This is a genomic window from Sphingomonas sp. DC5200-1 (genome assembly GCF_049897245.1).
Lineage (GTDB): Bacteria > Pseudomonadota > Alphaproteobacteria > Sphingomonadales > Sphingomonadaceae > Sphingomonas > Sphingomonas aquatilis.
This window is the reverse complement of record NZ_JAFCVW010000009.1, coordinates 88,059-101,370: the sequence shown is the minus strand read 5'-3', so window position 1 is coordinate 101,370 and position 13,312 is coordinate 88,059. Positions and strand designations below refer to the sequence as shown.

Below are 13,312 nucleotides of genomic sequence, written 5' to 3'. Positions count from 1 at the left end.
GGTCGCCGGCGACTGGCCCGCCACCCGCTGGGACGAGCTGATGCCGTGGAACTGGGTGCCCCAGACAGATCAGCCAACAGCCCAAGCCGCATAAACTGCGGTCCTCACGCCACGCTTACGCTATTCCGCACGGTTGCGCCAGTACGGCGCGAAGGATGGGCGAGTGATGAAGCTGGCAGCGGCCTGCCGGCAGGCAGGCTATCGCTATTGATCTCACCGCGCGATCGGCACCTGATCGATCCGCGTGGTCCAGGACGGGCTCTTGAAAGCACGCTTGGTGTCGTAGCTCTTCTGGCCAAAGCCCTCGGAGGCAAGCCGCATCGTGTTGCGGCCGAACCGCCCGTTGAGCCCGTCGATCGCGGCGAGCAGGGCAGGGGATCGCGGATCGGGCACCGCGAACAGGTCGGCCTGGTGCGCGGTCATCGGCTCCAGCCCCTCGAGCATGACGCCGCACTTGGTGTAGACGCCGCCAGTTTCGTACATGACATCCGCCATGCGGCCCGCCATACCGCCGATCACGCGCGGATCATTGGTCGCCGGCGACAGCCGCGCTATGCGCGAGGCGGACGGCGCGTTGGGCTTGAACCGGCTTCCGTGGGCAAAGGCGATCAGGCGGGTGGCAGCGAGATCCTGCGCGCGGATCTTCTCGGCCGCGCGGACCGCGCGGCGCACCATCGCCTCGCGCAGCGCCGCGACCTCGCGCACCGGCTCACCGAAGCAGCGGGTCACCGCGGTCGCCTTGGACGGGGGCGGCTCCGGCTCGAAATCGGTGCATTCGACGCCGTTCAGCTCGCGCACGAGCCGCTCCAGCACCACCGTCCCCACGTCGCGCGCGACCTCCGGGGGGAGGGCGGCAAGATCGGCCGTCGTCCTGACGCCGAGCGGTCGCAGCCGCTCGGTCATCGCTCGCGCGATGCCCCAGACCTCCTCGACCGGCCATTGCGCGAACAGGCGCCGCCGCAGCTCGATGTCGTGCAGGTCGACCACGCCCTTCCAGACCTTCTCCGACGCCTTAGCGAGGGCGTTGGCAACCTTGCTCAGCGTCCGGGTCGGGCCAAGCCCGATGCGGATCGGCAGGCCCGTCGCACGCTTGACGGCCGCGATCACGCGGTGCGCGGCCGCCACGTCGCCCAGGCCGTTCGGGAGCACCGGCAGGCGAAAGAACGATTCGTCGATCGAGTACACCTCGACCGTGCAACTGTGCTCGGCGAGGACCTGATTGAAGCGACGATTCATGTCGGCATACAATTCGTAGGAACTGCTGCGGTATTGGATGCCATGCTCGCGGACGATATCACGAATCTTGAACATCGGCGCACCCATCTTGATGTGCAGCGCCTTGGCCTCCTCGGAGCGCGCGATGGCGCAGCCGTCCCCGTTACTCAGCACGATGAGCGGTTTATCGCGCAGCGACGGGTCGAATACCCTCTCCGACGAGCAATAGAAGTTGGAGACGTCAGCGATCGCCCACATGGCGGTCAGCCCTGCAGGTTGCGCACGGAGGCGCGGACGACGCCCCACACTTCGACACTCTCATCCGCGATCACCGCGTCGTAGCGCATCCGCGCGTTGCGGGCCTCGAGGACCGGCTTGCCGTCGCGCCAGACCAACTGGCGGATCACGAAGCCCCCGTCGACCACGGCGATGACGATGCGGCCGCTAACCGGCGTGGCGTCGCGATCGACCACCACCACGTCGTCATCATAGATTCCAGCGTCGATCATGGACTGTCCGCTGACCCGGAACACGAAGCTGGCGGCGCGGTCGAGGCGCAGCAGCGCCACGAGATCGATCGCGGTTTCCTCCCAGTCCTGGGCAGGCGAGGGGAAGCCAGCGCCGGCCGCGCTCACCACCCTCAGGCGAAACGCTGGCGGCAGATCGGCGATCGGCATCGGTTGGGACAGGGGAATCACACACGCGGACATGCGCGCATGATATGCTGGATAAGAACATGAAGGGAACGAGATTTTCCTTTTGTTCTCATTTCGCATGACTCATAGAGTCATGGATGCCGATCCGCCCCGAAAACCGCTGGCTGTACCCGATCGACTGGCCGCTGCTGTCGGACCAGATCCGGTTCGTGCGGGCAGGAGGGCGCTGCGAACGCTGCCGGCGACCGCATCTTCGGCACGTCGCGCATCTGGGCGATGGGCGCTGGTGGGATAGCGAAGCGCGATGCTGGCGATCGGGAGAGGGGCGACGGGTGAAGGTCGGCGACCTCTTCGCGCTCGACGTCGTGCGGATCACCTATGTCGTGCTGGCCTGCGCGCATCTGGATCATGATCCTGGCAATAGCGCGCCGCGCAATCTCGCCGCGCTATGCCAGCGATGTCACATGCTCCACGATGCCGAGGAGCATCGCTGGCAACGCTGGTGGAATGCGTTTCGGCTGCGCGCGCTGCAGGATCTTTACGAAGATCCGCGACACGCTCGCGCGCGAGAACGACGGCGCGGCTAACTCGCGACTGACTGGCAAGCCTTAGCTGCGAAAAAGCCACGTCAGTCTCTGCAAGAACGATGCCGGAAATCTGCTAAGCCATTGATTTAACATAAGATATATTATCGAACAAAACAGGTGTAAGCGCCTGTAGACGCAACGTACAAATGGCACACTCCCGCAATTTAGAGAAGGCACAGCCGTTCTGAAGCGGGCCTCCGGTGCCATAACCATCCTCGGACATCGAGGATGTGTGAGCGATGACGGTGCTGACAATGAGTGCTGCCGAAGTGAGCCGGTTCGATACGCTGATGCGGCTCGACCGCGGTGAGATCCGGCCGGTCGATGCCATGGCGCTGCTGGGCCTGGAGCGCAGTCAGCTGTACCGCCTGCTCAAGCGCTTTCGACGAGACGGCGCGGCCGGCCTCGTGTCGCGCAAGCGCGGGCGACCGAGCAACAGGCGGTTCAGCGACGCTTTCCGCGACCAGGTCGTTGGTATCGTGCGCGAGCGCTATGCTGACTTCGGCCCGACGCTGGCGTGCGAGTACCTGGCGGAGCACCATGGCATCACGCTGTCCCGCGAGACGCTGCGGCAGATGCTCATGGCGGCCGGCGTGTGGAAGGCCAAGGTCGCGAAGCGAGCCCGGCTTCATCAATCACGCTACCGGCGCGAGTGTCGTGGCGAGCTGATCCAGGTCGACGGGTCGGACCACGACTGGTTTGAGGGCCGCGGTCCGCGCTGCACGCTGCTGGTCTACATTGACGATGCCACCAGCGAGCTCATGCATCTGGAGATGGCGGAGAGCGAGAGCGCCTTCTCCTACATGCGCGCAACCCGCAGCTACCTCGAGCGACACGGCAAGCCGGTGGCCTTCTATTCGGACAAGCACAGCGTCTTCCGGAACAACAACGCGACCGCCGACAGCGACGGCATGACGCACCTCGGCCGGGCGCTGGACAAGCTCGGCATCGAGATCATCTGCGCCAACTCGCCGCAAGCCAAGGGCCGTGTCGAGCGCGCCAACGGCACGCTGCAGGACCGTCTGGTGAAGGCGATGCGGCTGGCCGGCATCTCGTCCATCGACGAGGCCAACGCCTTTCTCCCCTCCTACGTCGCCCGGCACAATGCGCGTTTCGCGTGTGCGCCAGCGGACCCGCGCGACGTCCACCGTCCCCTCGCCGCGCATGAGAACGTCGAGGCGGAGATGGTGTGGCGCGAGGAGCGGACCGTCACCGCCTCCTTGGCGCTGCACTTTAACAAGGTGATGTTCATTCTCGAGCCGACGCCCCTCACCCGCTCGCTGGCACGCAAGCGCGTGCATGTTTGCGAGTACCCTGATGGCCGCATCGAGATCCGCCACGGCGAGCGCGTGCTGCCCTACCGTGTGTTCGACAAAATGCGGCGCGTGAATCAGGCCGCCATTGTCGATAACAAGCACCTGGGTGCCGCCCTTGCCATGGCTCAGGCTATCCAGGCAGCGTCGCCGCATCATGCCAAGCGCAACAACAACGAGCCGGCACGCAGCTCGGGCTCCATCGGCGTCTTCGCACGCCCCGCCCCCGGCCCCGCCCCGGAGAAGATTGATCGGCGCAGGCTAGGCACGCCGAAGCTGAAGCGCGCCCCTCGCCTCTCCAACGAGGGGCTGGTCGCGCGCGGCTTGGGCGAGTACGCCCGCTAGCGTTCGAAAGCGCCCAATGGCGGACAAATTAGAGGTTCCTGCGAGCTCCCCATTGCGGACGTGCGTTCATCCGCTACGACTAGAATGTGTGTCGGGTCATCGAGAACGCGCTTTTTCCGCGTACCTGGCAGTGTCAGAAGGTTCTGGTTCGACCGCATGCAATCTAGAGCTCCAGGTGCTTCACGCTTGAGACGCAGGCAGAGGCTAGCTGCTTTGGTTCTGCCTTGGTTACTTTCGGGATGTTTTGAGAAAGTATCGATCACCAACAAGGTGACCCTCAAGGTTCTGGATGGGAGAACAGTTAGATCATCAAGTGCGGTTTGGAAAACCTCATATAGAGACATGGAAAGGTTACCGGGCAACGCGTATGATGTTCACATAGAGGGGTTGCCGGTTGAGGTAGCGCTCTCCAAAGGGAGGGCTCTGTTCATGCCAGCGGTGCTTCCACAGGGCTTCCCCAATCGTAATGCGCCTGGCCTGGCTGATATGTCTTTCCCTTATACGTTGAAAGATCGAGGTCGGATTGCCCGAATACGTCGATTGACAAGGCTTGTGGGCGCGAGGGCACTTGTTAAGTGCGGAAGCTACATCCGCTCAGGGGTCTTTCCGTCAATTGCTCAGCCCGATTGCATGAAAGTGTACATATCGAGAGGGCGATCTGCAGATTTCACAAGACCGCTGGAACCGACCGGACGGGACCGCGACATCCGGGTGGTCTCGGTTGAGATCGAAATCGTGGACGATGGTGTATCAGTGCCCGTCGACAAGGTTCTGATCTTTCCCACCTCGACTTAGGGTTGAGGGGTGAACCCGCCGTCGGAACACGTCCTGAACGCCACAAACTGGCTTAAGAACGGACCGTCTGCAAACCTGCCAGTGTCGGCCATTCACCAAGGTCGCGGCGGAACGCGCCTCGAACGTCTGGCAGGAGCTCATCCTCGGTGTCGAGCAAACAGGTTCCGTTGCGCTGGGTTGATCGATCGTTCGTCCCAATCGACTTCACGTTTCGACGCCGGAAGCCCTCGACAGTCGTTGTCGTAAAACAGCGTGCCGTGAAGCCCTAAAGCATCCCGCTTCAAGATTGGCCGGTTCCAAAGCCCTTCGAGCACGCGACCCGCTTCATCGCCACCGAGCCTGCTGTGCAGGTCCTCGATTGTTTCCATGTCGCGCCCTTCAGGGAAGATGGCAGCGAACTCGTCGTCGGTGGCTTGGAACAGGCTATAGGTGGCGTTGCTCGCACCGTCGATGATCTGGACGTTCTTCATGATCCTGGTCTGACAGCGGGCGCAAAGGTCCGCAACTGAGCGCGTCCGGCGTTCACCGGCGTGACCGAGCCCGCTGCTGACGCAGCGGGTCCGAGGGCACAAGAACCGAAAAGTCACCGCCTCAGCGGGGGCAGCGCTGCGCTGCTTGGGGGGCTCCACGCTGCCCCCGCTGCCACGAGACGGTGTCATTTCTAAATGGCGGAGAATGTGTCTTTTCTAACTGGCGGCAACAACAGGTGTAAGCGCCAGATACAAATGACACCGTCCTGCTAGATAGAAACGGCACTGCCGGTGCTTTCAGTGGGTCGCCGGTGTCATAGCCTTCCTCGGCAACGAGGACGCGCATGGTATGACGGTGCTGACGATGAGTGCTGCTGAGATCACCCGGTTCGACACGCTGATGCGGCTCGACCGCGGCGAGATCCGGATCCCGGACGCGATGGAGCTTCTTGGCCTCCAGCGGCGGCAAATCTACCGGCTGCTCGATCGCCTTCGACAGGAAGGCGCTGCTGGACTCGTGTCGCGCAAGCGCGGACGCCCGAGCAACCGCCGCTACAGCGACGCCTTTCGCGCCGAGGTCGTCGCTCTCGTGCGGGAAAACTATGCCGACTTCGGGCCGACGCTCGCGCGCGAATACCTTGCGGAGCGGCACGGCTTGGGCCTCTCGTGTGAGACGTTGCGTCAGATCATGATGGAGGCGGGCCTTTGGAAAGACCGCGCGGCCAGGCGCCCGCGCCCCTACCAACCCCGCTACCGGCGCGACTGTCGCGGCGAACTGGTCCAGGTCGACGGCTCGAAACACTGGTGGTTCGAGGACCGCGGCCCGCAATGCACGCTGCTGGTGTTCATCGACGACGCGACGAGCGAGCTGATGCACCTCGAGATGGTCGAGAGCGAAAGCACCTTTTCCTACATGCGCGCGACGCGGACGTACCTCGAGCGGCACGGCAAGCCGGTCGCCTTCTACACGGACAAGCACAGCGCGTTCCGCAACAACACAGCCTCGGCGAACGGCGACGGGATGACCCATCTCGGGCGGGCACTGGACCGGCTGAACATCGATCTGATCTGCGCGAACTCGCCGCAAGCGAAGGGGCGCGTCGAGCGGGCCAACGCGACGCTGCAGGACCGGCTCGTCAAGGCGATGCGGCTCCACCGCATCAACACCATCGACGAAGCCAACGCCTTCCTCCCCTCCTATATGGCGCAACACAACCAGCGGTTCGCCAAGGCGCCGTTCGACCCGCGCGATCTGCACCGACCGCTGGCCATCCACGAGAACCTTGAAGCCGAGATGGTCTGGCGCGAGCAGCGCACCGTCACCGGCGCCCTCACCCTGCACTACAACAATCTATGGACGCCTCCCGCTGCAAGGCTGATCTTCAGGCATCGGCTGTGGATGCGTAAATCTATGCGGCCTGTTCGCGGGCGTTTGCCCTGGCCATGATGAGGATCCGCTTCTCTCCGCCTTATAAAGCGAACGGCTTCAGGAGCCATGTTGTAGTTCAGGCTGAAGAGCGGCGGTCCGTGCCGAGCCTTCATCATCCTCCTCGCATCATATCGGCGCTAAGCGCCGATCCCGAGCGCTGCCGTTAGGCGGCGCGATATTCCTCCTCGCGTACCAGCATCGCCCAAGCCGCACGTGCCATCTTGTTGGCGACGGCAACGACGGTCTTGTTGAACCCTCGCCTCGCCTCAAGGGCGCGGATCCAGTCGCCTCGCCCACCAGCCCGGTGTCGCTGGTGACTGGCCACAGCTCGAGCGCCGTGCACCATCTGCCGACGCAGATAGTGGTTTGCCCTTCGGCCGATGCCCCCCAACTTAGGCTTCCCGCCTGTCGTATATTGCCGTGGCACCAGCCCGATCCACGCTGCGAGGTCTCTGCCCGAACGGAAATGGCGAGCGTCGTCGACCGCCGCTACGAGGGCTGTCGCGATTACCGGTCCTATACCTGGCATCGCCATGAGCCTACGGCAGGATGCGTTCTCCTTACATATGGCAGCCAGCTTGGCGTCGACGCGGGCGATGCGACGATCGACATCCAGCAGCTCATCGCCCAACTCGCCGAACAAATCGCGCGCGAGAGGCGGCAGGTCTGCGGCCGCTATCGTCTCTTCCGCTCCAGAGGTGAAGCGCTTGGCCCCCTTCGGCAGGACAATGCCGTACTCCGCCATAAGGCCGCGCATGTGGTTGATGAGCGAGGTGCGCGCGTGCACCAGCCGGTCTCGCACGCGGTGTACCGACTGTAAGCTTTGCTGATCGGCCGTTTTGACCGGCACGAAGCGCATTGTCGGGCGGCTGGCCGCGTCCCAGATCGCCTCAGCGTCTACGGCGTCGTTCTTAGATCCACGGACGAAGGGACGCACGAAGTAGGCGTTGATGAGTCGAACCTCCCGACCAGCCGACTGAAACAGCCGGCCCCAGTAATGCGAACTGGCACACGCCTCCATGGCCACAATCTCTGGGTTGAGCTCCTCAACCAGGCACAGGAGCTTGGCTCGGCTCACCTTACGCGACACGATGACGCCGTCCGCATCGACGCCGTGGACGTGAAACGACAGCTTGCCGATGTCGATCGCTAGCATGAACAGTGACATGGTCCTCTCTCCTTCCGCGTTGCTCGGCCAAAACGACCGAAGACGCGGGAGGCGTCCATCTCATAAGGCCATGTTCATCCTGGAGCCGACCCCGGTCGCTCAGGGGCTAGCGCGCAAGAAGGTGGATGTGTGCGAATACCCGGACGGCCGCCTCGAGATCCAGCACGAGGGCGAGGTCCTGCCTTATCGCGTCTTCGACAAGATGCGCCGCGTGAACCAGGCACCGGTGGTCGACAACAAGCACCTCGACGCGGCGCTGGCGCTCGCCCATGCCATCCAGCAGGTGCAGCCGCACCACGCGAAGCGCAACAACAACGAACCGGCGCGTACCGCTCAGCCCGGCGGGGTGTTCAAGGCCCCCTCGCCCGTACCACCCGGGCCGAAGCTGGACCGCCGCAAACTTGGCAATCAGCGCCTGAAGCGAGGCCCCCGCCTCTCCAACGACGAACTCGTCGCGCGCGGCTTGGGCGAGTATGTCCGCCAACAGACGGGATAACTGCATGGCGCCCCTGCCAGCGTCTCACAAAGGATCGAGTTTCGGGAAAGCGCTTCTTCTAAGCGACACGCCATGATGCGGGCGCATCCCGACGATCCCCGTCAAAGAGCGTGCCGCCATGTGGAGCTAGTTCGGCTTCCGCAAGAGCAATCACGGGACCAGCATCGCCCTTTGTGAACCGAGTTCGAAAGGCACCGTCGAACCGGCTCGCAAGATCGGCATCGATGTTCGTTAGAAGGCGTGGAGCCCATTTGCCCGTCCCGTTCCAACGGCGCCGGCCACGCAGGGCGAGTTCCACGAGCTTGGGATGGAGCATGGCTCCTATCGCCAACAGTTCCTGCGCCGTTCGATCGCCGCGAAGATCGTCCACCGCGTCCGTGATCTCATATCGTAGCCCGTTCAACGTTGCGGCTGAAAACGGCAGCGGTCCGCTTCTTAACCGAGCCGCTACTTCAGCGCGCAGAGCTTCAGCCCGCTCCTGACCAGGACCGACTATCTTACCTTCCACAATCATATTGAGGATGCTGGGGCGGCCCCGTGCGACGTCCTCGTTGACGAACCATGCCAGCGTTTCCGGGTCGTGAACAAACGCCTCGATCGGCACGCCATCGACGGTGAAGGACTCCCGCCGCGCAGCGTCGAGGCGATCGAATACGACAACCAAGTCTATGTCGGACAGGTACGTGCCTTCCCCGCGCATGATTGACCCTGCCGCATAGGCGAAGGCCGCGCCATCGTAGCGGGTATGGAACACGGCTTCGGCGATCGTCAGCGCCTCCGCCGGTGTGGGGACGGTTCGTTTCACCATGAGGCAGCTTACATTCGTAGCTGCAACGTGAGCAACGCCGCATCTGCCGCTCAGCAGCTCCTGATCGGGAACGGCGTTTCATGCGGCCGCCGCATTCCCATTGCGATCGAGTACCGGGAAAGGATAACCGGATCGGCCAGAGCTATATGGAGGCATAAGGGCTCGCCATACGCAGCCATGTTATGTCCAGATCGCCTTCAAGGTAGCTGTGGCGATCGTTCAGGAACGACGCGACGTGAGGTTTGTCGAAGTGCCGCCGCAGGTCATCAATCGAGCGCCACGCCTCGTAGAATACGAACCTTGATCGATCGGCGCGATCGCGATGAACATGGTAGGCTAGAACTCCCGGCTCTTCCCGCGTCGGCGCGACCATCGCAACAAGCCGCGATTCGAGCGCATCGGCCATTCCTTCCTTGGCTTGAGCCGAACCAACAAGAGCATAGGGGGTATCCTCACCCTCTTCAGGCAACGGGAGGGGTAGCGTCCGCGGTCGTGGTGTAATTTCCCGGTGTAGATGACGGTGTATGCCGGGGTGGGGCCGAGGCCCCACCCCGGCGTCGGCGTCTCGGTGGCCACCGGGCTCATCGGTTAAGGTGGAAGTGTCGAGCTTCACCAACACCCGAGGAGTTTTTCCCGATGACCGACGACAGACTACCGCTTGCCGAACTGATGGCGAAGACCGGAGACGGCGATTTTCTGCGCAGCGTCGCCGAGAGCGTGTTGCAGATCATCATGGAGGCCGACGTCGACGGCCTCATCGGCGCCGGTCGCCACGAGCGCTCCGGCGAGCGCAGCACCTGGCGCAATGGCTACCGCGACCGCACCCTGGATACGCGACTGGGCACGCTCAACCTGAAGATCCCCAAGCTGCGCACCGGCGCCTATTTCCCCGGCTTCCTCGAACCCCGCAAGACGGTGGAGAAGGCGCTGGTCAGCGTCATCCAGGAGGCCTGGATCGCCGGCGTCAGCACGCGGCGCGTCGATGATCTGGTGCAGGCGATGGGGATGAGTGGCATCTCGAAGTCGAGCGTGTCGAAACTGTGCAAGGACATCGACGAGCGGGTGAACGCCTTCCTGAAGCGCCCGCTCGCCGGCGAGTGGCCGTATCTCTGGCTGGACGCGACCTACCTCAAGGTGCGCGAGGGCGGCCGCATCGTCAGCGTGGCAGCCATAATCGCCGTCGCCGTCACCACCGAAGGCAAGCGCGAGATCGTCGGCCTGCACATCGGCCCCAGCGAGGCCGAGCCGTTCTGGTCGACCTTCCTGCGCGACCTCGTCCGGCGCGGCCTGAAGGGTGTGAAGCTGGTCATCTCCGATGCGCATGAGGGCTTGAAGGCCGCCATCACCCGCGTCGTCGGCGCCACCTGGCAGCGTTGCCGCGTCCACTTCATGCGCAACGCGCTGGCTCATGTGCCCAAGGGCCAGAACACCATGGTGGCTGCCGCCATCCGGCAGGTCTTCCTCCAGCCCGATCATGCCGCAGCCACCCAGACCTGGCGTCACGTCGCCGACCAGCTGCGCGCCCGCTGGCCGAAACTCGGCGCCTGCATGGACAACGCCGAGCACGACGTGCTCGCCTACATGACCTTCCCCGAACAGCATCGCACGAAGTTGCACTCCACCAACCCATTGGAACGGCTGAACAAGGAGGTGAAGCGCCGCGCCGACGTGGTCGGCATCTTCCCCAACGAGGATAGCATCACCCGCCTCATCGGCGCCGTGCTCCTCGAGCAGAACGACGAATACCAGCTCCAGAACCGCTACATGCAGATCGAAGGCATGACCGCTCTCGCCACACCACAGATCGAGGAGGTACCGCCCCTACAGATTACACCCAAGGCCGCCTGAACGATGTGGCCCGGTGGCACACCTGAAATTACACCACGTTGACGGACACGACCACGGGAGGTCAGGTGCGTCCGTGGACATGCGTTGTCTCCAGAAGGTATGTCGCAAGGCATACCTACCACCTGATAAGGTATGACGGAAGGCTTATCTGATGGCTGCGAGAGACGAGCATGGCCACCCCGATCGTGACGACATCCTGCTCGGAGAGGTGCTGGCGGCGCTTGCCGATCCGCATCGGCGATATGTTGTCGCCACCCTCGCGCTTCTGCCTGCCGATACCGAGCGAACCTGCGCGTCCTTCAATCTCCCTGTCGGCAAAGCCTCACTGACCCATCACTTTCGGGTTCTGCGCCATGCTGGCCTCGTCCGACAGGTAGACCGGGGAAACAGCAGGACGGCAAAGCTGCGCTTTGAAGACCTGGAGTCTCGGTTTCCAGGGCTTCTGGCTATCGTTGCAGCAGACCTTTCGTGACTGAAAGGATTCGGTCGGAACGCGATGGGAAGCAGCTGACACATTCCCGCTTGGGAATGGGCAGCGAGTCGGCCGAGGCGCTCCCATTTGGGATGGTATCTCGGGACTGATCATCCTGATGGACGATCCAGCATCCAGAGGACAAAGGCTCGTCACACAATAGGGTTCCACCCGTCGCACCGATCTTCGCAAGTTGGACAGCTACGATCGTCAACCTCGCCTTCTGCAGCTTGTTGTGCTTTGTTGAGCATGCGAAGCTTGAGCCAAAGCCAGGTATTCAGACCCCAGAGTCCAAGCACGATTGGCAGTAACATTGGAAGTCCGGAAATCGACACCTGAACCTGCACGGTCATGGAGGATGACCGATCACCTATCTACGGCCGCATAGTATTTCGAGAGCGATTTCGCGTAATTGCGTAGGGCCCGTATAGTGCGATGCCGATTGCCTGTCGGATCGCGAACGATGGCTTAGCCTGCCGCTACCGCTAAAAAAGCGACATCTATATGCCAGCTATATGCGATTAGCCGGAATCGCTCTCGAAATGCTACGCGATATGGGCCTAATCGTGCGTCCCTAAGGGCATTCGTCACATGACGTTTGCTGCTCGAAGGGGTGCAAAAATGAACTTGTATAAGGCAGCCGCTGTCGTGGCGTTCCTCGCGCTACCAGCTGCGGCGCAGGCGCAGTCGACGGCTAACGACAAAGCCGAAGCAGCGGCCGAGACGGCGCCGCCTCCCGCGCTCACCGTCAGCGGCTCTGCCACAATCGCCTCCGACTATCGTTTTCGCGGCGTGTCGCAGTCCGACCAGGAAATGGCTGTTCAAGGCGGGATCACGATCGCGCATGAGAGCGGCCTCTATGTCGGCACGTGGGCGTCGAACCTCGCAGGCTGGGGCACGTTCGGCGGCGCGAATATGGAGCTCGATCTGATCGGCGGCTACAAGCTGCCGGTCGGCGGTGGCACGCTGGACGTCGGACTGACCTGGTACATGTATCCCGGCGGCGCGGACAAGACCGACTTCGCCGAACCCTATGCGAAGCTGACTGGTACCGCCGGTCCGGCGACACTGACCGCGGGCGTCGCCTATGCGCCCAAGCAGCAGGCAATCGGCAAGTGGTACAACACCGGCACCGATGCTGCGAACGGCGTCTACAACAATCCCGGCGCGAAGGATGACAACCTGTACCTGTGGGGTGATGGTGCCGCAGCGATCCCGGGCACGCCGTTCACGGCGAAGGCGCACATCGGTCATAGCTGGGGGCAGGATGGCCTGGGTCCGAACGCAACCGCGGTGTCGCCGACAGGCAAATACTGGGATTGGTCGCTCGGCGCCGATGCCACCTACAAGAACCTGACCTTCAACGTCAGCTACGTCGACACCGACATCTCGAACCGGGAGGCGACGTACCTCCGCCCCAGCTTCAGCAAGGGCCAGGACGGCACCGGCAACATCGCCGGCAGCACCGTCGTGGTCTCGCTGACGGCCGCCTTCTGATCATCGGAGGACACCCATGCAGGACCTGCTCTGGATCGCGATCATCATCGGGCTGTTCGCGCTCACCCTTGCCTACGCCCGCCTGTGCGACAACGCGTGAAGGAGGCCCGGCAATGACGCTCGATCTCTGGCTGGCGGCGCTGACCGCGATCGGCCTTCTCGTCTATCTCGTGGCGGTGCTGATCCGCCCCGAACGCTTCTGAGGGGAGGCGA

Annotated in this window: 14 protein-coding genes; 8 read left to right on the top strand and 6 right to left on the bottom strand. The window is 63.2% G+C overall.

Features of this window, described 5'->3' with window-relative positions; translation table 11 throughout:
- Window positions 1-213: 213 nt before the first annotated feature.
- Window positions 214-1,473, bottom strand: a complete 1,260-nt coding sequence (locus ACP7A3_RS17220) for a Y-family DNA polymerase (protein WP_007406368.1) — start codon at window positions 1,471-1,473, stop codon at window positions 214-216.
- A 5-nt stretch (window positions 1,474-1,478) separates the two neighbouring features.
- Window positions 1,479-1,892, bottom strand: coding sequence for a LexA family protein (locus ACP7A3_RS17215; RefSeq protein ID WP_007406310.1), 414 nt, complete (start codon window positions 1,890-1,892; stop codon window positions 1,479-1,481).
- Window positions 1,893-2,008: 116 nt separating this feature from the next.
- On the opposite strand from ACP7A3_RS17215, the gene ACP7A3_RS17210 reads away from it, so the two are divergent.
- Together ACP7A3_RS17210 and ACP7A3_RS17205 are read left to right on the top strand one after the other, a co-directional pair.
- Window positions 2,009-2,458: a hypothetical protein gene (locus tag ACP7A3_RS17210; RefSeq protein WP_007406364.1), complete on the top strand. Its 450-nt coding sequence runs from the start codon at window positions 2,009-2,011 to the stop codon at window positions 2,456-2,458.
- A 239-nt stretch (window positions 2,459-2,697) separates the two neighbouring features.
- Window positions 2,698-4,116 (top strand): ISNCY family transposase, encoded by a 1,419-nt coding sequence (locus ACP7A3_RS17205; protein ID WP_426256682.1) that lies wholly within the window; start codon window positions 2,698-2,700, stop codon window positions 4,114-4,116.
- Between the two features lie 932 nt (window positions 4,117-5,048).
- Here the strand turns inward: ACP7A3_RS17205 and ACP7A3_RS17200 are convergent.
- Window positions 5,049-5,381: a hypothetical protein gene (locus tag ACP7A3_RS17200; RefSeq protein ID WP_426256683.1), complete on the bottom strand. Its 333-nt coding sequence runs from the start codon at window positions 5,379-5,381 to the stop codon at window positions 5,049-5,051.
- A gap of 349 nt (window positions 5,382-5,730) precedes the next feature.
- On the opposite strand from ACP7A3_RS17200, the gene ACP7A3_RS17195 reads away from it, so the two are divergent.
- Window positions 5,731-6,828: an ISNCY family transposase gene (locus ACP7A3_RS17195; RefSeq protein WP_426256684.1), complete on the top strand. Its 1,098-nt coding sequence runs from the start codon at window positions 5,731-5,733 to the stop codon at window positions 6,826-6,828.
- Window positions 6,829-6,973: 145 nt separating this feature from the next.
- On the opposite strand, the gene ACP7A3_RS17190 is transcribed toward ACP7A3_RS17195, so the two are convergent.
- Window positions 6,974-7,972, bottom strand: a complete 999-nt coding sequence (locus ACP7A3_RS17190) for an IS110 family transposase (RefSeq protein WP_426256725.1) — start codon at window positions 7,970-7,972, stop codon at window positions 6,974-6,976.
- Window positions 7,973-8,048: 76 nt separating this feature from the next.
- Between ACP7A3_RS17190 and ACP7A3_RS17185 the strand changes: the two genes are divergently transcribed.
- Window positions 8,049-8,474, top strand: coding sequence for a hypothetical protein (locus ACP7A3_RS17185; RefSeq protein WP_343545647.1), 426 nt, complete (start codon window positions 8,049-8,051; stop codon window positions 8,472-8,474).
- Window positions 8,475-8,532: 58 nt separating this feature from the next.
- Here ACP7A3_RS17185 and ACP7A3_RS17180 read toward each other — a convergent pair whose 3' ends face one another.
- Together ACP7A3_RS17180 and ACP7A3_RS17175 are read right to left on the bottom strand one after the other, a co-directional pair.
- Complete coding sequence (locus ACP7A3_RS17180) at window positions 8,533-9,282, bottom strand: nucleotidyltransferase domain-containing protein (protein WP_426256685.1); 750 nt, start codon at window positions 9,280-9,282, stop codon at window positions 8,533-8,535.
- A gap of 142 nt (window positions 9,283-9,424) precedes the next feature.
- Entirely contained in the window at window positions 9,425-9,832 is a 408-nt protein-coding gene (locus tag ACP7A3_RS17175) for a putative quinol monooxygenase (RefSeq protein ID WP_426257162.1), read from the bottom strand.
- Window positions 9,833-9,918: 86 nt separating this feature from the next.
- Here ACP7A3_RS17175 and ACP7A3_RS17170 point away from each other — a divergent pair, with 86 nt between their 5' ends.
- From ACP7A3_RS17170 to kdpF, 4 genes are all read left to right on the top strand, one after another.
- On the top strand, window positions 9,919-11,130 hold the full coding sequence (locus ACP7A3_RS17170; protein ID WP_062127151.1) for an IS256 family transposase: 1,212 nt from the start codon (window positions 9,919-9,921) through the stop codon (window positions 11,128-11,130).
- A gap of 151 nt (window positions 11,131-11,281) precedes the next feature.
- Complete coding sequence (locus ACP7A3_RS17165; protein ID WP_426256687.1) at window positions 11,282-11,602, top strand: ArsR/SmtB family transcription factor; 321 nt, start codon at window positions 11,282-11,284, stop codon at window positions 11,600-11,602.
- Between the two features lie 621 nt (window positions 11,603-12,223).
- The gene (locus ACP7A3_RS17160) at window positions 12,224-13,099 is read left to right on the top strand and encodes a TorF family putative porin (RefSeq protein ID WP_426256688.1); all 876 of its coding nucleotides are present in this window, start codon (window positions 12,224-12,226) and stop codon (window positions 13,097-13,099) included.
- 113 nt (window positions 13,100-13,212) lie between these two features.
- A complete protein-coding gene (kdpF, locus tag ACP7A3_RS17155; RefSeq protein ID WP_019517694.1) occupies window positions 13,213-13,302 on the top strand; it encodes a K(+)-transporting ATPase subunit F in 90 nt (29 codons plus the stop codon).
- The last annotated feature ends 10 nt before the right edge of the window (window positions 13,303-13,312 follow it).